This window comes from Salegentibacter sp. UBA1130 (assembly GCF_002311535.1).
Taxonomy (GTDB): domain Bacteria; phylum Bacteroidota; class Bacteroidia; order Flavobacteriales; family Flavobacteriaceae; genus Salegentibacter; species Salegentibacter agarivorans.
On record NZ_DCAP01000022.1, the window covers coordinates 123,955 to 142,791 of the forward strand.

Annotated in this window: 16 protein-coding genes; 7 read left to right on the top strand and 9 right to left on the bottom strand. The window is 34.9% G+C overall.

Features of this window, described 5'->3' with window-relative positions:
* Positions 1 to 226 precede the first annotated feature (226 nt).
* The 3 genes from rfbA to B4F31_RS08950 all read right to left on the bottom strand — a co-directional run bounded on the left by rfbA (position 227) and on the right by B4F31_RS08950 (position 3,281).
* On the bottom strand, positions 227 to 1,099 hold the full coding sequence (gene rfbA / locus B4F31_RS08940) for a glucose-1-phosphate thymidylyltransferase RfbA (protein WP_286761139.1): 873 nt from the start codon (positions 1,097 to 1,099) through the stop codon (positions 227 to 229).
* Positions 1,096 to 2,154, bottom strand: coding sequence for a dTDP-glucose 4,6-dehydratase (gene rfbB, locus B4F31_RS08945; RefSeq protein WP_286761140.1), 1,059 nt, complete (start codon positions 2,152 to 2,154; stop codon positions 1,096 to 1,098). Before rfbB ends, rfbA begins: the two co-directional genes overlap by 4 nt.
* Before the next feature lie 119 nt (positions 2,155 to 2,273).
* Positions 2,274 to 3,281, bottom strand: a complete 1,008-nt coding sequence (locus B4F31_RS08950) for a LacI family DNA-binding transcriptional regulator (RefSeq protein ID WP_093302262.1) — start codon at positions 3,279 to 3,281, stop codon at positions 2,274 to 2,276.
* A gap of 229 nt (positions 3,282 to 3,510) precedes the next feature.
* Here B4F31_RS08950 and B4F31_RS08955 point away from each other — a divergent pair, with 229 nt between their 5' ends.
* The 4 genes from B4F31_RS08955 to B4F31_RS08970 all read left to right on the top strand — a co-directional run bounded on the left by B4F31_RS08955 (position 3,511) and on the right by B4F31_RS08970 (position 5,622).
* Complete coding sequence (locus tag B4F31_RS08955) at positions 3,511 to 3,660, top strand: hypothetical protein (RefSeq protein ID WP_286761141.1); 150 nt, start codon at positions 3,511 to 3,513, stop codon at positions 3,658 to 3,660.
* A 159-nt stretch (positions 3,661 to 3,819) separates the two neighbouring features.
* Entirely contained in the window at positions 3,820 to 4,140 is a 321-nt protein-coding gene (locus B4F31_RS08960) for a phosphoribosylpyrophosphate synthetase (RefSeq protein WP_075326524.1), read from the top strand.
* A gap of 98 nt (positions 4,141 to 4,238) precedes the next feature.
* Positions 4,239 to 4,733, top strand: coding sequence for a Dps family protein (locus B4F31_RS08965; RefSeq protein WP_075326522.1), 495 nt, complete (start codon positions 4,239 to 4,241; stop codon positions 4,731 to 4,733).
* Positions 4,734 to 4,740: 7 nt separating this feature from the next.
* Entirely contained in the window at positions 4,741 to 5,622 is an 882-nt protein-coding gene (locus B4F31_RS08970) for a mechanosensitive ion channel family protein (RefSeq protein WP_286761142.1), read from the top strand.
* A gap of 97 nt (positions 5,623 to 5,719) precedes the next feature.
* Here the strand turns inward: B4F31_RS08970 and B4F31_RS08975 are convergent, their stop codons facing one another.
* Both B4F31_RS08975 and B4F31_RS08980 read right to left on the bottom strand, forming a co-directional pair.
* Positions 5,720 to 6,400, bottom strand: coding sequence for a sulfotransferase (locus B4F31_RS08975; protein ID WP_075326518.1), 681 nt, complete (start codon positions 6,398 to 6,400; stop codon positions 5,720 to 5,722).
* A 41-nt stretch (positions 6,401 to 6,441) separates the two neighbouring features.
* On the bottom strand, positions 6,442 to 10,161 hold the full coding sequence (locus B4F31_RS08980) for a metallophosphoesterase (RefSeq protein ID WP_286761143.1): 3,720 nt from the start codon (positions 10,159 to 10,161) through the stop codon (positions 6,442 to 6,444).
* Between the two features lie 54 nt (positions 10,162 to 10,215).
* Here B4F31_RS08980 and B4F31_RS08985 point away from each other — a divergent pair, with 54 nt between their 5' ends.
* Positions 10,216 to 11,400: a Pycsar system effector family protein gene (locus tag B4F31_RS08985; protein ID WP_093302254.1), complete on the top strand. Its 1,185-nt coding sequence runs from the start codon at positions 10,216 to 10,218 to the stop codon at positions 11,398 to 11,400.
* Here B4F31_RS08985 and B4F31_RS08990 read toward each other — a convergent pair.
* Positions 11,392 to 13,761: a GAF domain-containing protein gene (locus tag B4F31_RS08990; RefSeq protein ID WP_286761144.1), complete on the bottom strand. Its 2,370-nt coding sequence runs from the start codon at positions 13,759 to 13,761 to the stop codon at positions 11,392 to 11,394. The two genes, B4F31_RS08985 and B4F31_RS08990, sit on opposite strands and share 9 nt — an antisense overlap.
* A gap of 138 nt (positions 13,762 to 13,899) precedes the next feature.
* On the opposite strand from B4F31_RS08990, the gene B4F31_RS08995 reads away from it, so the two are divergent.
* Entirely contained in the window at positions 13,900 to 15,021 is a 1,122-nt protein-coding gene (locus tag B4F31_RS08995; RefSeq protein ID WP_286761145.1) for a TlpA disulfide reductase family protein, read from the top strand.
* 69 nt (positions 15,022 to 15,090) lie between these two features.
* Here the strand turns inward: B4F31_RS08995 and B4F31_RS09000 are convergent, their stop codons facing one another.
* Together B4F31_RS09000 and B4F31_RS09005 are read right to left on the bottom strand one after the other, a co-directional pair.
* Positions 15,091 to 15,780 carry an SIMPL domain-containing protein gene (locus B4F31_RS09000; protein WP_286761146.1) on the bottom strand — a complete coding sequence of 230 codons (690 nt, stop codon included), beginning with the start codon at positions 15,778 to 15,780 and terminating at the stop codon, positions 15,091 to 15,093.
* A gap of 48 nt (positions 15,781 to 15,828) precedes the next feature.
* Entirely contained in the window at positions 15,829 to 16,476 is a 648-nt protein-coding gene (locus B4F31_RS09005; RefSeq protein WP_286761147.1) for a rhomboid family intramembrane serine protease, read from the bottom strand.
* A gap of 52 nt (positions 16,477 to 16,528) precedes the next feature.
* Between B4F31_RS09005 and B4F31_RS09010 the strand changes: the two genes are divergently transcribed.
* The gene (locus B4F31_RS09010) at positions 16,529 to 17,431 is read left to right on the top strand and encodes a lysophospholipid acyltransferase family protein (RefSeq protein WP_286761148.1); all 903 of its coding nucleotides are present in this window, start codon (positions 16,529 to 16,531) and stop codon (positions 17,429 to 17,431) included.
* On the opposite strand, the gene glmM is transcribed toward B4F31_RS09010, so the two are convergent.
* Complete coding sequence (gene glmM, locus B4F31_RS09015) at positions 17,428 to 18,813, bottom strand: phosphoglucosamine mutase (protein WP_286761149.1); 1,386 nt, start codon at positions 18,811 to 18,813, stop codon at positions 17,428 to 17,430. The two genes, B4F31_RS09010 and glmM, sit on opposite strands and share 4 nt — an antisense overlap.
* Positions 18,814 to 18,837: the final 24 nt, after the last annotated feature.

Genomic DNA, 18,837 nt, shown 5'->3' on the forward strand with positions numbered 1-18,837 from the left:
ATCGAATTAATAGGGTTTTAAATATTGAAATTTTTAAAATTCTAATTCAAGGCTTATTTTCTTTGTAAAATACAATAGAATAAAAGATTTAACTAGGTAAAAATCAGAATATCTTAATTGAAAAAGGCATAATCAATAGACTTCCGTTAGACTGAATGAAGATTTTAAAGGTTTCCTTACTGATAAAATCACTAATGCATGGTAATCCAATATGGTATATACTAGCTCATCTTACCAAATTCAATAAATATTTCCCGTATTCACTTTTCTCAAGCTCCACCGCCAGTTTTTGTAATTGAGCTTTATCTATATACTTTTTTCTGAAAGCAATTTCCTCAGGACAGGCAATTTTTAAACCCTGTCTTTTTTCGATGGTTTGTACAAAATTAGAAGCTTCTAACATAGAATCATGGGTGCCGGTATCCAACCAGGCGTAACCACGGCCCATAATTTCTACTTTTAATTCTTTTTGATCTAAATAAGCCTGGTTGATACTCGTTATTTCCAATTCTCCCCTCTCGCTTGGCTCACATTTTTTGGCGATTTCAATAACTGAATTAGGATAAAAATAGAGTCCGGTTACCGCAAAATGACTTTTGGGTTTTTCCGGTTTTTCTTCGATGCTTAGTGCATTCCCTGTCTCATCAAAATCTACTACTCCATACCGCATCGGATCATTTACATAGTATCCAAATACAGTAGCCTGGCCGGATTCTTTACAGTTTCTAACCGCATTCTCCAGTAAACCGCTAAATCCCTGCCCGTAAAAAATGTTATCTCCTAAAACAAGGCATACGTCCTCACTTCCTATAAAATTCTCTCCAATAATAAAAGCTTCAGCTAAACCATTTGGCTCTGGTTGTTCCTCGTAAGACAAATCAAGCCCCCAGGTTTCTCCATCTCCCAGCAGTTTTTGAAAGTTAGGAAGATCTTCAGGAGTTGAAATAATAAGAATTTCCTTTATACCCGCCAGCATTAAAACAGACAACGGATAATAAATCATTGGTTTATCATAAACCGCCAGCAATTGTTTTGAAACACTTTTGGTAAGTGGATATAAGCGTGAACCGGTTCCCCCGGCTAGAATAATTCCTTTCATAAATACTGCTCTTTATAATACTCCTTATAACTTCCCGAAACAACGGCTTCTATCCATTTGGGATTATTTAAATACCAATCTACTGTTTTCATTAACCCTTCCTCAAAAGTAACTGAAGGCTTCCACCCCAGTTCCTTATTAATTTTACTGGCATCAATTGCATAACGTTTATCGTGGCCGGGACGATCTTTGATAAAAGTAATTAAGGCTTCAGATGCGCCTTTACTTCTATTCAGTTTTTCATCCATGATTTCACATAGCAACTTTATTAGATCAATATTCTGCCATTCGTTAAATCCGCCGATATTGTAGGTTTCTTTATTTTTTCCTTCGTGAAATAATAAATCAATAGCCCTGGCGTGATCTATAACATACAACCAATCTCGCGTGTACTTTCCGTCTCCGTAAACCGGTAATGACTTATTCTCAATAATATTATTGATGAATAATGGGATAAGTTTCTCTGGAAATTGATTTGGCCCATAATTATTGGAGCAATTGGAAATTACATAGGGTAAATTATAAGTCTCTCCATAGGCTTTTACAAAATGGTCTGAGGCTGCTTTGGAAGCAGAATAAGGGGAGTTTGGGGCATAAGAAGTGGTTTCAGTAAATAAGCCCGTTTCTCCAAGAGTGCCGTAAACTTCATCGGTACTAATATGATAAAATAATTTATCTTCCAGGTTTTCTTTCCAGATCCCTAAGGCGGCTTCCATTAAATTTAGAGTGCCGGTAACATTGGTTTCAACGAATATTTTCGGATTGGAAATTGACCGGTCTACGTGAGATTCTGCTGCAAGATGAATTACACTATCAAATTTATATTCCTTAAAAAGCGATTTTACTTTATCAGCATCAGTAATATCAGCTTTTAGAAAATGATAATTTTCGGCACTCTCAATATCTTTAATATTTTCGAGATTGCCGGCATAGGTTAAGGCATCTAAATTAAATATCTGATAATTAGGATATTTATTTACAAAAAGACGAACTACATGAGAGCCTATAAAACCGGCACCACCGGTAATAAGAATATTTCTTTTCAAAGATTTCATTTAAAAAAATATAGATTTTTCCTCAAATATAGTTTTTCTAAGCACTTTTAAAACTGTCTTTCAACCTGTTTTTGACAATAAAACTTCGAAGGTTGGAATCAATTATTATCGAAAAAAGCCTAAAAATCTGTAGATTCTAAATGAATTAATTTAGTATTAATGGTTTTATTTATTGGTTGTTTCCCGGCAATACGATTTTCAATCCTATTCACTAATAAATCTACCGCTTGCTCTCCTATTTCTTCCGGAAATTGCTCTACATAACTTATAGAGGGTGTTAAAAAACGCGCTACATCAGCATTTAAAAATCCAATTACTTTTAAATCTTTTGGGATACTAATTTTATTCTCATAAGCCAATCTATAGACCATCATAGTACTCACAAAATCTGTACATAAAATTGCTTCTACCTTATCTTCAACCAGAAGTTTCTGTGTTTTTTCCCTTAAAGAATCAGGTTTTGAAGAATTCGCAATATAAAAATCATCCTGGTTTTTAAGAGCATTTCGGTATCCGGTAATTCTTAGTTTCCCCACACCTAAATGATGTATTGAAGTAGCAATTCCTATTTTTTTAATTCCCCGAGCTTGGAGCATACGCGTTGCTTCTTCCAAACTATATTCATCGTCTATACCAATTTTATCGACCTGTAGATCCAGGTTAATCCTATCGTATAAAACAACCGGAATATCATAATCTACAAGATTAAAAAGATGATCGTACTCCTTTTTACGTTGTGTTTCTTCTGAAATTGCTATAAGCACCCCATCTACAAATCCCGAGGTTAGCATCTCTGCAATCTGCTGTTCCCTTTCCAGCTTTTCATTAGAGATATAGGTAATCACCTGTAATCCACTTTTCTGGGCCCTGGCCTCAATACCTAATAGTACATTGGCAAAAAAAGTATTTGAAATATTGGGAATAATCACTCCTATAGTTCCGCTTTTACTGCTTTTTAAATTTACCGCCACAGGATTGGGGCGATAATTATGAAGTTTAGCAAGTTCCTTAACACGTTCTGCTGTTTTAGGGCTAATTTCAGGGCTATCGTGCAAAGCTTTAGAAACCGTAGAAACTGAAACATTAAGTAATTTTGCCAGTTCCTTTAAAGTGATTTTATTTTTCATTTTGCTGAATTCTTAATAACGGAACGCTTTTCCTTTATTTTATTTTAGCGAAATCGCTAATTTGCAAATATCCAATAAATTCGTGAGTTAAGAAACCCCTACTTCACAAAAGTTTTTTTGAAAGATAAAAAGGTTTTTAAAAATATTATAAATGTAGATAGAAATCTTAGTAACCAGATTCAAAATCGCTTCCTATTTATACATTTGTTCTTAATTTAAATTTTTATTTATGAAATTCCGTAAATCTTACTGGCTTTACATAATTGAGGCTATTATCACCATTGTAGGCCTGCTCACCGGGTGGTATTTTTTTCTTCTATTGGTGTTTCCTTTAGGGTTTTTCAACTTCGGAAATAATAAAAATGAAGAAGATAATTGATAGCTGGTAAATCTCTGACACCGAAAATAAATATTCGCGCTGAAGCCTTTAAAAATAAGGCTTCATAAGGAGTTAAACTTATCCTAAACAGCATTTTTAATTTGCATATGAGGGGCTGTAAATGTAATTTAACATTATTAATCAATCAAACAACTTAAGATGAAAGATTACGGAACGCTTTCCCAGGCGATAAACAAATTAAAATTAGAAGAAGGTTACGAACACGATTTCAACCTTCTTGATGAAGAAATAGAGCTTAAATCTAAAGACGAAACTTTTGGAGTAGAAGATTTTGACGTAGATAAAGTACTACGTTTTGAAGGAATGAGTAATCCTGATGATAATGCTATTCTTTATGCCATAACTACCTCTAAAGGTTACAAAGGAGTTTTAGTTGACGGCTATGGAATTTCCAGCGGCCAGGTTTCTAAAGAAATGATCGCAAAGCTTGATTTAAAAGATAACCGCCCTATTAATTAAGCCTCGTTAAACTTCTATTAAATCAGTCTTTTTTATTGGCTGATCCATCAAACTATTATATTTTTGTATTGAATTTTTAAAAACCATAAATTAAAACTATGAGCTATTTAGGACTCGATAAAGAAAAAACAAGTAAAACTGTAGAGGAATTAAATGTTCTTCTTGCAGATTATCATTTATACTATCAAAAACTTCGCAATTTTCACTGGAATGTAATTGGGAAAAACTTTTTCGATTTACACGAGAAATTTGAAGAATTATACGATGATGCAAAATTGAAAGTAGATGAAATTGCTGAACGTATTCTTACTTTAAGATATACACCAATCAGTAATTTAACCGATTATCTTGAAGCATCTAACCTAAAAGAATCAAAAGCAGATTTAACCGATTATGAAATGATCGAGACCCTGCTTAAAGATCACGGGACTTTACTTAAGCAAATGCGCTCTGTTGTAGAAACTGCAGATAAAGCAGGTGATGAAGGTACTATAGATTTAATTGGTGCTTACATTAGAGAGTTGGAAAAAACAAGCTGGATGTTAGATGCCTGGAAAATGAAAACTACAGACTCTCATAAGTCCAGCAAATAATTAAAGATTGGAAGACGAATTTAACCTTAGAGAATCCCTAGAAGGGATCACCGCAAAGTTAGTAAGTTGGCTTGATGCCTTAATTTTTAATCTACCCAACTTCTTACTTGCAATCCTGGTTTTTATAATATTTATTTTCCTGGCTAAATATACCGGCCAGTTATTAAGTAAACTACTGGGAAAACGGGTTAAACAAGATTCTATAAGACAAATAACCGTTAAGGTGAGCAAGGCAATTGTGATCCTTATCGGTTTTTTTATTGCCCTTGGCATTTTAGACCTTAATAAAGTGCTTACTTCGGTGCTAGCCGGTGCAGGGGTTGTTGGTTTAGCTATAGGTTTAGCGCTACAGGGAACCTTAAACAATACATTTTCGGGAATTATTTTAAGTTTTTTACCCGAACTTCAAATTGGCGATTGGATAGAAACTAATAATTATGCCGGGGAAGTAACCGAAATAAACCTTAGAAATATAGTTGTAAAACAAGCCGATAACAATTACGTAGTTATTCCCAATTCTAAAATTGTGGAAGAACCTTTTAAAAATTTCTCTAGGACCAACCGCTCTCGCGTAATGCTAAATTGCGGCGTAGGCTACTCTTCTAACCTGGAAAAAGTAAAAGAAATGACGATTGAAACGATCTCTAAACATTTCCCTTCTCGTGGAAATGAGCAGGTAGAATTTATGTTCACTGAATTTGGAGATAGCTCCATTAACTTTGTAGTTCGCTTTTGGACTGATGTTAAGAAAAACCGGGACATTTTAGTTGCCCGAGACATTGCTATTATTGAAATTAAGAAAACTTTTGACAAGAATGGTATCAATATTCCATTCCCTATTAGAACTATCGATTTCTCTAATACTTTAAATATGAAGAAACCGGATTAAGATTGGAAGTTATTTTATTTAATTGAGTCTAAAAACGATTAAAGTAAAGTAGAACTTATATAAAATCCATTCGATTTCGACTTAAATTATTATTCAATTAGATACTCTTGGTTTTGTTCTTCCATGGAAATTCTGTTGACTCAAGCTTCTCAATTTCCAAGAAATTGCATAGCCTTCTGTATGCCCCCTTTTCAGCAACATTTAAAATCAAGAGATCATTTGGTCTATGCCGAAAATATTCTATAACTTCTTTATTATGGTTTTCATAAAATTTAAAAAAATCCTCTCTACTATAAAGATTTGATTTAGGTGTATTAAAAATAAGATTAAAAGAACGCCAGACACCTCCTTTATAATTGTATTTAGCTAATTTAAGATCCCTCTCTGTAGGTAAATTTCCGTTTCTCCCCCAAAGATTTGCGTGGGATTTGGTTATGGAGTTGTACCATTGCTCGGTATTATCTCTTATTGTTAGAATATATTTGCTTCTGGGGAAGGCTTGATCTAAAGCCACGTATGTATAAGGTAAACTAAATGGAATATCTTGAAAAAACTGGGCTGAATAACAATACTTGACTATTTTATGAAAATTACGCTGGGCCCAGGCTGGTAATAGGCTTTCTGCTCTTGATTGGTTTCCCACACTATAACCTAACTCCTTCATTGCTGATTTTAGAGAAGTTGTGCCGGTTTTATTTGCGCCTATGCAGAAAATCTTTTTTTTATTATAAGCTTTTATATACTGTTTACCAGCATATAATTTCCTTTTAATACTCATTAGTTTTGCAAATTTTAACTTTCAATTTTTAATTTCAAGAATTAAAACTGGAATCCAAAGCCGAAAGCAAATCGGTAGCCATCGTCACTTCTAAAGAGGCTAAATGTTCCGTTAACGGCTTCAGCGCTATTTACCCAGAAACCAACTCCATAACTGTCGTGCCATTGGTTACTGTCTTCAAAATCGGCCCAAACCCTACCTAAATCATAGCCTCCAAAAACTCCAATTTGTAAAGGTAAAAACCTGGTGGTAAATTGATCAAAACCATATCTAAGGTCTGCACCGGTTGCAAAAGCACTTTTCCCGGCAAAACGTTGTAATCTATATCCTCTTAATCCACTCTCACCACCTAAATGCGCTGCCTGATAGAATTCATAATCGTCACCCATATTTAAATGCGCCTGAACTCTTGTTTTTAAAACCAGTTTGCGGTTTGTGGTAAGCGCGTTATAAAAACCCCAGTAAGGTTTAAAATATCCATAAACCTGATCGGGATCTGCAGTATTCATTTGACCACCCAAATTAAGTTCAAATTTCATCCCTCTACTCGGGTTTAGGTTATTATCATAACTTTCGTAACGATATAAAGCATCTAATCCCGCAAAATATTTTCTGTCGAAGAACTCTGGATCATCGGTTTCAAAATCTTCAGTAATAAATCTTCCTTCTGTATCTTCAACTTTATTTCCTTCAAAAGTGGCCATATATCTAAATAAGCTACCAAAAGGTGTTTTATTTTCAAACCCTGCCTTTACCCCAAATCGACTTATTTTTACACGGTTGTAGTCAAAATCTAATTCATCATCAAAATTCGGCGTTTGATTTCCGAAACCAAAAAAGTTCCTGGCAAAATTGGGACTCGTATAATTGGCACCAACTATTAGATTATAATTTCCAAGAATATGAGCAAATTCACCTTCATAATAAAGATCAAAACCTTGGGTTGCAAAATAATAACCACCGCCAAAGGTATGTTGGGCGGTAAATGGGTTTCGTTTAAAAGCATTAATAGTATTTACAACTTCAAGTCCAATTTTAAAACCATCATCGGGGTTAAATCCAAAACCGGGTAAAATAGCTCCCGTGGTAAAATTCTTTTTATCCTTGTCGTAAGTATTTATTTCATAATCATCGGTAAACCTAAACTTTGCGCCACCGCCTTCTTCAATGGTATTTGGTTTAGATTTATGATCGTAAATTTTAAGTCGGTTGTTATTATTTATAGTATAAATATCATTATTCTGGCCGCCAATAATCCTTAAGAAAATATAGTTATCACCTTCGCCATCTACCTGAATTTTATCATCATCATCCAGGGCGTATAACCAAATCTCGTCAGTATCTTTTTTATCATAAACTTTATCACTCAAAACATCAGCTCTTTCGCCACCTTTATTTCTACTAATCTTAATACGGGTTTTTCCATCCTTCATTCGGGTAACATCAACAAAATCGTCTTTATCTGTGCCCGTAACAATCGCCAAATCGGCAAAGTGGTCGTAATAACGCATCGCAATATCTACAATATTATCCCGTCTTGCTTTTACCTTTTTGATTAGTTCTTTGGTAGTATCATCGTAAGTTTCAGGCGGAAGTTTTGCAAAAGCTTCTTCAATAACCGCATCGGTCATATTTTCCTGAATATATTCAGCTTGCTCTCTCCAGGTTTCTTTTCCTACATTTTGAAGCAGCGAACGGTCTAAACCTGTAGCAGAAACATTAAACCATTCTACATTATTAATATCTTCACCGTAAACCGCAAATTGCGAAGCAAAGCCGGTTAAAGCTCTTAACGTGCCAAAAAAAGCACCATCAAAATTAGAAAATACCTGGTCTCTATCTCTGGGAATTGGCTTGAATATACGGTTACCTTCTTCATCTTCAATTTCTGCCCAGCGCCATTGATCCTGGTGCCTGTCCCAATCGCCAATAAGCATATCAAATATGCGGGCTTTTACATATGCAGGTTCATCTAACGAATATTTTTCGTCTCTACGCAAACGATCAAACATCCCGGCAGTACTTTGAATATCGTGATTTGGAGATCCAAAACTCTCTGCACCCAACCAATGATCTTCGGGGCGCTCCTCTATCATATAAATTGCATCGCCGTGTTCTTCGTTGTATTTCCCTAATTTGGGTTGTTTTGGTAAATAATATATTTCGGGATTGGTATGATACACGCCAATAGCATCAGCCATAGTAGGAATAGCCAAAAATGCATATGGATGCGCCGCGGTATAAAAATCTGAGATAATATCTTCGGCTACTGTATTTTCTAACTGGGTCTCAATAGGCGTATTTTTAAAGGCAACCGTTTGTAAGAACTGAACGGCCTTCTTTTTTATTCTTCTAAAGTTATATTCCCTATCCAGACTATCTTTCATTCTAATAGAAATAGTTTGGTGACCACCACCGGCTCTCATAGGCGTTAAACCTCCGTAAAGGGTTTCCAAATCTGCGACTTCTAAAGTAATATCTGTACCGTAGAGTTCGCGATATCGCTCTCCCCAAACCGTTCTGTGAACAGAGCCTTTATCGGTTTCATTCTCAGGATAAACCGAGGTGGTTACTGTTTCATCAAATTCTTTCGGAAATTCAGAAATATCAAACTCTTGAGGTGCTTCAAATATTTCTTTCTGAAATAACAGTTTTGGTTTATTCTCTTCATTTCCATAAAAACTAACCCAGGTTGATCCGTCCTTAAACACGTCATAAACTGCAAAACCCTGCTCAGGATAAGCAAAAACCCCATCGTTACTTAAAGTTGCGTAAGTTGCTTTTGAAGTAGAACCCGAAACAATTTGTTTAATCTTTCCATGTTCTATATACTGTAAAGAGTGTTCATGGCCACTTACAAATATTAACCTGTCAGACTTTTGGCCCAGTGTTTCCAGGCGTTTAACTAAAGATTTATAACGTTCGTTTTGAGCATCCTGGATTGAAACACCACCGGTGGTTCTAATTAAAGTAGCCAAAGAACCTAAAATTGGTATAGGAATTTTCTTTTGTGAAGGATAAATGTGCCGATTAAAATTATACTGCCCCCCGTGAATTCCATTGGTGAATAAAGGATGGTGAAGCGCTACAATAATATTCTTATTCTGGCTTTTTTTGAATTCTGTTTCTATTTCAAGAAATAGTGCCTCGCGGGTTTTGATTTCGGCACAATCGTCATTTATCGTTGGGCTTTTATCCCAGTCTTCAAGATACCATTGAGAATCTATAACTATTAGGGTAATTTCGTCCCCAATATCCATAATTTCCAGGCCGCAACCTGCTTTTGGGCTCCATATTAGGTCTTCTCCAAACTTCTCTTTCAAATACTCCTCTTCCCTTTCCAGCCCATCAATCCGTTCATTATACCAATCGTGGTTACCGGGAATAAAAAGTACATTCCCATCATAATCTTCAATGGCATCCAACTGCGCATCTATTCTATACTCTGCAGCTTCCCTATCGGGGTGGCCTTCTTCAGGCATTCCGTCAGGATAAATATTATCTCCCAGGAAAATGGTATAATTATCTGATTGTTTTACAGAATCCAGATAGCTTTTAAAAGCAATAAGACCTTTAGAGCTTCCACCAATTGGCGAGTAACCACCGTCTCCTAATAAATAAAAAGACTTTTCAATTTCTTTATCTTGAGGATATCCAAAATTGGAAGTAGGTTCTCCTTCGCGGTATTTAGGATCTGATGAAACACACGAAAAAATCACTAACAGGGCAGTTAGTGACATAAAGATGTTAGTTTTTTTCATAAATGATATTGAACATTTTTTGTACTTTGGCGAAACAAAAACAAGCTAAAATATATGAATAATCTCATTGAGAAAGCAGATGATTTTGTTTTAAATCTTTTCAAAGAAAAATTACCGAACACGTACATATACCATAATTACAAGCATACAGAACGGGTGGTTAAAAGTACTAAAGAATTAATTGCCAATTCTGAAATTAATGTTAAACAAGAAGAGGCGCTGTTGCTTGCAGCCTGGCTCCATGACACTGGTTACACTCGCACTTTTAAGGGTCACGAAGATGAAAGTATAAAAATTGCCGAAGATTTTTTAAAACAGAACAATGCTACACCAGAGCTCATTGAAGATGTTCTAAATTATATAAATGCCACAAAATTTGACTCTAAACCGGAAAGCCTTCCGGAGAAAATTATAAAGGATGCAGATTCTTCTCATTTTGCTAAAGAATATTTTGAAGAAACCAGCGAACTTCTAAGGCAGGAATTAGAACTTCATAATATTAAGAATTTTACTACCGGTGAGTGGATCCAGGAGAACATACGAATGTTCACTGAAAAGCATCAATTCTATACCGATTATGCTATCGAAGAATGGGGCCCAAAAAAGGAAGAAAACTTGCTGGAGCTCATTGCCGATAAGAATAAGCAAGAAAAGAAATTAAAGAAAGAAGAAGCTAAAGCGCGTATGAAGGCGCGTTATAAAAATGATAATCCTGAAAGAAGTATCCAAACACTTTTTAGGGTAACGCTTAGAAACCACATAAAATTGAGTGATATTGCCGATACTAAAGCCAACATCTTACTTTCGGTAAATGCGATAATTATTTCCCTGGCGCTTGCTAATATGATTCCCAAATTAGACGCGGCCAGTAATAAACACCTACTTATTCCAACCTTAATCCTTATTTTGTTTAGTGTGGCATCAATAATACTTTCGGTATTATCTACCCGGCCTCAGGTAACCAGTGGAGAATTCACCAAAGAACAGGTTAAAAACAGGGAAGTAAACCTTCTTTTCTTTGGAAATAGCCATAAAATGCCATTTGAGCAGTTTAAATGGGGTATGAAGGAAATTATTAAAGATAAAGATTATGTCTACGAATCTTTAATGTTAGACCTGCACCTACTGGGTAAAGTCTTACATAGAAAGTATAAAATTCTAAGAATAACTTATACTGTATTTATGATAGGGATTATCGTTTCGGTAATCGCTTTTGTGGGCGCTTTTTACCTAATGTAATTCTTCCATTAAATTTTCATAAGTAATCGTTCTATCGGGTTCATTGCTATCTGGGGTATATAAAACATTTATCCTAATAGCTTTGAGCCCCACTACTCCCTGTACATCTTCAAGCTCAAGTAATTCCAGGTCTTCACCCAAATAATTCTTGGTTTGCAAGTATTTTATATACCTTAAATATTCCTTTTCATCGCCTCGCTGGCTATATACAATTGCAATCTTTCCTTTTTGGGTAATGCGCTCTTCGGTTCCTTTTATAAAAGATTTATCTATTCTTTTTTTAATAATTTCATAGCGCGCATTGTAGGTGCCATCTACATCAAATTTCTTTTCATCCATCCTATACCTAATAGACATGGTAGAATTATAAACCAGGATTAATGAAGCGGCATCAAGCTTAATTGGCGTGGTTTGTTGCAGCTGGTAAAATCGGTTTTCCATTTCGCACATAGTGCTCAATTGCCACAGTCTAAGATTATATAAATACACCTTATTAAAAGGCCTTTCTTTTACCATAGAAGCGCCAATATAAATATTGTGGTCTACTCCATCGGTTTTATAACGTTCAAAATAATGCGGATAAATCTTTTGCGCAGCAATTTGTTTTCTGTCTAAAAATCGTGACATGGTGCGATTAATTTGCTGCACGGTTTCATCGTAATTTTTTCGATGATCATAAATTATTCCTGTTTCAGGATTAAGTTGATTTTGATATTCTTCAACCGCTTTTTTCAATTCAGAAGATTGCTTACTTAAATGGCTCATAATAGGATTTACTTCCTTCTGAAGCAAATTAAACACCTTTTGTTCACTGGAAGCATTCAGGCTACTTTCCAGCTCATCCATAAAGTCAGAAATTCTAAATTTAACCTGTTCATATATAGGAAGTTCCTCTATTTTGTAAGCTTTATCTATTATAGACTCAATAATTTTTAATTGATGAAGCAAATCTTTTTGAATGGCATCATTTCGCGCATCAGAAGAAGCCACCACGTCTATTTGACCGTATAATGGATAAATATCTTTAAAAACAATGTCTTTAAAGGAAGCCAATCCATCATCATCATAATCTCTAATAAATTTTTTGGCTTCTTTTTCAAAAACCCAAAGCACACTTGGGTGTATAGAAGTACATTCACTTTGGATTACAGCTTTTACCCTATTTTCAAAATCGCTACGATTTCTATCTACCGCCGTAGCTATATAAGGGAGAATTTCATCTAATTTAATGGTATTAATACTATTAAGCTGGTTCTTTTTCTTCGCCACCAACTCCAGGATTCCTAGCAAACGATTATTTTTAACTACCGGGGCCAGAATACAACTTTTTACGTCGCCTTCTTTTAATCTTCTGGAAAGGATATTATTTTTTGTTTTTTTGGCATATTCATCTACGTTGGCAATGCTAAAAAAACTGTGATTTTTAAAAATATTATTGAAACCTTCTTCGCAAACGCCTTTCTTACACTCACTTACCAATTCATCATTTAAAATATAACTGTTGGCTTCTTTATATTCCATCTTTTCGAACATTTCGTCCTGCGGATTATAAACGGTAAAACCTACCCGAAGATCAGGGATTTTATAGATAGACCTAAAAATCTCTTCTAATTTCTGAAGTTCATCTTTTTCTGAAGATTTTTCGAAAAGCAAAGCAGTTTTTAATTCCGATATTGCATCATCCATCGTTACATCGGTAAGATTTACGATAGTAAAACCCTTAAACACCCAACTATTAGGTGGAAATTTTTTACGCCATAAATCTATATCTTCAACATTTTGCAGCAGTTCATCTACATCTTCATCTGTAATTTTCTTTGCATTTTCTTTGGGGTAGATATCAATGAAATCTCCGTTTAAAGCAATGCGATACCGTCTTACTATACCCTGTTCATCAGGTATATCAAAATATAGGGGTCGGGAATAATCTATTTTATAACCGTAATAATCGTTTAAAATATTAATGCATTCCTGCACATACACTGTTTTATTATCAAGATTTCTAATTTCGAGTTCAAAATCATCTGGAGTAGCCTCCATAATTTTTTTTAAACGCTTAGACCTGTTAAATAGGAAATTTTGAAAAGGTATGGAAGCTGCCTTAATTTCATTATTGGTAAGTACATTGGGAAAAAGATCGTCCAGTAAAACCCTTACCGGCTCCTTATAATTTTTTAATTCTTCAAAATCTTTAATTCCTTCAGTTAAAGAAGGAAATGCTTCTACATGCTCCAGAATACTTTTTATATAATTTCGGGAAATCTCATTTTCTTCAAACTCGAGCTGTTTTTTATACTGCTCAACAACTTTATGAAAACTAATTTGAATCTCAAAAGGTAAATTTTGTTTCTGTTCTTTCATAAATAAGTAATATCTGTTAAAATTACATATTCCGCAAGGCTTACAAATTTACAGAGTTTAAATTAACAATTTTTTATAAAATTTGGAAGGTATTGCCATGACAGATGCTTATTTTTGCTTTAAGATAAACCAATTTTTATGCGTAAAATTATAGTAATGCTGGCGGTTGCAACCGTATTTGCCTCTTGCCAGGAAGATAAAGGATATTTTATTTCTGGAAGCGCTCCCGAAATGGAAAACGGAAAGATGATTTATGTTTCTGAAATTGACGAAAACACCAATCGTCCCAAAAGAATTGATTCTACCTCTCTGGAAAATGGCGAATTTGAATTAGATCTTGAAGATCCAGAAACTCCAAATTTAAGCTTTCTTGAATTTGAAGGTTTACAGGGCAATGTGATATTTATTGCTGAAAATGAAAAAATAAACTTCAAAGTTTATAAAGATAGCATAAGAGCTTCTGAAGTAAATGGCGGAAAAGAAAACCGTTTATTGTATGAATATTTAGGGCATCTTAAGAATATAAACGAAAAAGTAACTAAAGGTCGTAACGCCATGCGAACGGCTTTCCAGGAGCAAGACAGTACTAAACTTGCAACCTTACAGGAAACTGAAACTGAAATTATAGATAACGATAAGGTTTATAAGAAAAAGGTGGTTCAGGAAAACCCAGATTCATTTGTTTCAATAATGGTGATTAGCGATATGCTTAGAATGAAATCTTACCCAACAAACGAAATAAAAGAAATGTTTGATGGCCTTTCTGAAGAAATTCAAAATACTGCCATTGGGAAACAAATTGGTCAAAATCTTGAAAAAGAAAGTAAAGTTGCGGTTGGTAGCAAAGCTCCTAATTTCACAGCTCCAACTCCAGATGGTGACGAACTTTCTTTAAAAGACGCGATGGGAAAAGTAACGGTAATAGATTTTTGGGCGGCCTGGTGTAAACCCTGCCGTGTAGAAAATCCTAACCTTGTAAGAACTTATAATAAATATAAAGACGATGGCCTTAGCGTTATTGGTGTTTCTTTAGATCGGCCTGGCCAAAAAGATCGATGGATAAAAGCTATTGAAGAAGATGGACTGCCATGGCACCAGGTTTCCAATCTTCAGTTCTGGCAGGATCCTGTTGCTCAACTTTATGGGATTAAAGCAATTCCGGCAGCTTTTGTTTTAGATGAAGAAGGTACTATTGTTGCCCGTGACCTTAGAGGTGACGATTTAGATAATAAAATTGGAGAGTTACTTAACAAAGGATAGTATTTCAGTTTTCAACACATAAAAAAAGCGCCGTAGTGGCGCTTTTTTTATGTGACAGCTGTTGAGATTCTATTCCATAAGTAACTGAAAAGAAACATTAACATCTATGCTTATTTCCATTTCGCCGGGAGCCATCGTTTCCTGGTTAGAAGCTTCATCTGCAGAACCTTTTATTCTCATAGCACCATAAACCGGCTGGTAATTATTACTACTCCCCTCACTAATCTTATAAGCTTTTCCTACGGTTTGACCCAAAGGTTTTGCAAGTGCTTCAGCTTTCTCCTTAGCATTTAACACCGCTTTTCTTCTGGCTTCAGCCTTATGTTTTTCAATCTCTGAAGATTCAAATTCAATTCCATTAATTCCGTTAAGGCCATTTTCAAGCAAACCTTTCATTATAGATTCATATTTGCCAATATCTTCCAAAGTAATTGAAATTGCCTGATTAGCTACATACGTATAGGTTTTATCATTGTAATTATAGCGCTTATTTAAATTAATATAATTAGTATTGATATTTTTTTCGGCAATTCCTTCAGATTTTAGGTACTTAATCACTTTATTCACCACCTCATCATTTTGAAATTTTACTGAAGTAGCACTTTGGCCTTCGTGTTCAATTTGGGATTTTATCGTGACTTTATCGGGTGCTACTTTTACAACTCCTTCTCCGGTAACGTGAATTCCTGGATTTGTATCATTTTGAGCTTGCATTCCAAAGCCGGTAATTACGGCCATAAGTAAGATTATTTTTTTCATAGGTGATTTATTATTAGTTGAAAGGGCTAATACAATAAGAGTACCAAATTAGATTTTTCCCATTTTTTGCATCACAAATAAAAAAACAATGGGAAGCGCAAGCAATAATACCATTAGTAAATGTTCTTCAAAAACCCAACTGGCTAGCAAAAGAGTTAATAAATATCCGCCTACCGCACCGCCAAAATGGGCATCGTGACCAATATTACCAACCTGGCGTTTCATCCCGTAAATGGTATAAAACAAATAGCCTATTCCAAAAATATATGCCGGGATGGGAATAATAAAAAATAAGCCCAACATCATATCTGGCCTTAAGAGAATGGCTGAATACAAGACGCCCATCACCGCGCCACTTGCGCCAACAGCCGTATAATGCATATCTTTTTTATGAAAGTAATATGAAAGTAAATTCCCTAAAACCAAACTGGCAAGATAAACAATTATAAAACCTACTGTTCCCAGAAAAAAAATAACCGAATTGGCGAAAAAATACAAGGTTAGCATATTCACCAAAAGGTGCGTAGTATTTACATGCAAAAAACCTGAAGTAAGAATTTGGTATTTGGCGCCGCGATTAATATCGGCAATATTAAATTTATATTTCTGAAAAAAAGAATCGTCTTTAAATCCTTTGAATGAAACCAACACATTTACACCAATTATTAAAAGGGTAACCAGGTTTAATTCTCCCATAGTAGCTTTAGTTTAGTGCCAAATATACCATATATTTGCTGAAAATTATTTTATGCAGGCTGTAGTTTTTTGGTTGGCTTACCCGCTACTTTGGCTAATTTCTATTCTTCCTTTTCCTCTTTTCTACCTGGTTTCAGATGTAGTTTACTTTATTGTTTATTACCTGATAGGATACCGTAAAAAAACAGTAACCAATAATTTAAAACTTGTTTTTCCTGAAAAATCTACTGAAGAAATTATTAAAATAAGAAAGAAATTCTATTCACATATGTGTGATATGTTTCTGGAAATGATAAAAAGTATTTCTATCTCTGAAGAGGAATTAAAAAAACGATTTGTTTACACCAATCTTGAAGAGCTTAGGCGAATAGAAAAATTAGACAAAAGTATTATGCTTATGTGTGGACACTATGCCAGTTTTGAGTGGCTTTTTGCACTACAACTGCACGATCTTAAACACAGCGCATTTGGCATTTATAAAAAAATTAGAAATCCCGGTTTTGACAAACTAATTAATGATATAAGAAGACGGTTTGGCGCCGAACTAATACAAAATTCTAAAGCAAGTTTGCGAATAGCCAATAATCAAAAAGAAGGTATTCGGGGGGCTTATGCTATGATAGCCGATCAATCTCCCAGAACATCTAGTTATAAATTCTGGACAGATTTTATGGGGAAAAAAGTTCCTTTTTATACAGGTTCTGAAAGAATAGCTACAGAATTTGATATGGTGGTACTATATCTCCATGTAGAAAAAGTAAAAAGAGGCCATTATAAGGCCTCTTTAATTAATATTTCTGATAATCCTGCTGAAACAAAAAATAATCAAATAACCTTAGATTACATTCAGCATTTGGAAAAACAAATTCGGGAAAAACCAGAATTCTATCTCTGGACGCACAAGCGCTGGAAACATGTGGGAAAAGAAATTCCCGAAAATGCTGTTGTTCGCTAAGCTATAATTTTCTCGATTTCTTTAATCATATCCTCAGCTAGTGCATCAGCTTTCGCCTGAGATTTTGCTTCGGTATAAATTCTTATAATTGGCTCGGTATTCGATTTTCTTAAATGCACCCAGTTTTCTGGGAAATCTATTTTTACTCCGTCTACGGTTGAAACTTCTTCATTTTTATACTTTTCTTCCATAGTCTTTAAAATACTGTCCACATCAATTTCTGGTGTCAACTGAATTTTATTTTTGCTCATAAAATAAGCGGTATATTCTTTTCGCAATTCAGAAACACTTATATTTTTTTCGGCTAAATGGGTTAAAAACAATCCAACTCCAACAAGGCTATCACGGCCGTAATGAGATTCAGGATAGATAATTCCACCGTTTCCTTCCCCGCCAATTATAGCATTAGAATCTTTCATTAGTTTAACAACGTTCACTTCTCCTACGGCACTGGCTTTATATTCCCCACCGTGTTTTTTAGTCACATCGCTAAGTGCCCGGGACGATGATAAATTACTTACGGTATTTCCAGGAGTTTTGGATAAAACATAATCGGCACAAGCTACCAACGTATACTCTTCGCCAAACATTTCGCCATTTTCATCAATAAAAGCAAGCCTGTCTACATCTGGATCTACTACAATTCCAAAATCGGCTTTTTCTTTTTTTACCAATTCACAAATATCGGTAAGGTGTTCTTTTAAAGGCTCTGGATTATGCGGAAAATGTCCGTTTGGCTCACAATAAAGTTCTACTACCTCAACACCCATTTTCTTTAAAATTTGTGGGATAACAATTCCTCCACTAGAATTCACCCCATCAACTACCACTTTAAAACCGGCTTTTTTAATTTTTTCGGCATCTACAAGTTTAAGTTTCAACACCTCTTCTATATGGATATCCATATAATTATCTTTCCGGGTGATGGAACCAAGACCATCAACTTCAGAAAAATTAAAATTATCCTGCTCGGCATATTCCAGAATTTTAGCACCCTCTACCCCATCCAAAAATTCTCCTTTACTATTTAATAATTTAAGGGCGTTCCATTGTTTGGGATTATGGCTTGCTGTTAAGATAATTCCTCCGTCTGCATTTTCTAAAGGCACGGCTATTTCTACGGTTGGCGTGGTTGAAAGGTCTATATCTATCACGTCTATTCCTAAACCGGTAAGAGTATTCATTGTTAATTCCTGCACCATTTTCCCTGAGATCCTGGCGTCCCGACCTACAACTACTTTTAACTTTTTATTTTCTGAATCATTCTTTAGCCAGGTTCCGTAAGCAGCGGCGAATTTTACGGTATCTATAGGAGTTAGATTATCTCCGGTTCTTCCGCCTATTGTACCACGTATTCCTGAAATTGATTTTATTAAACTCATAAGTTTATTTTATATTAAATGTTT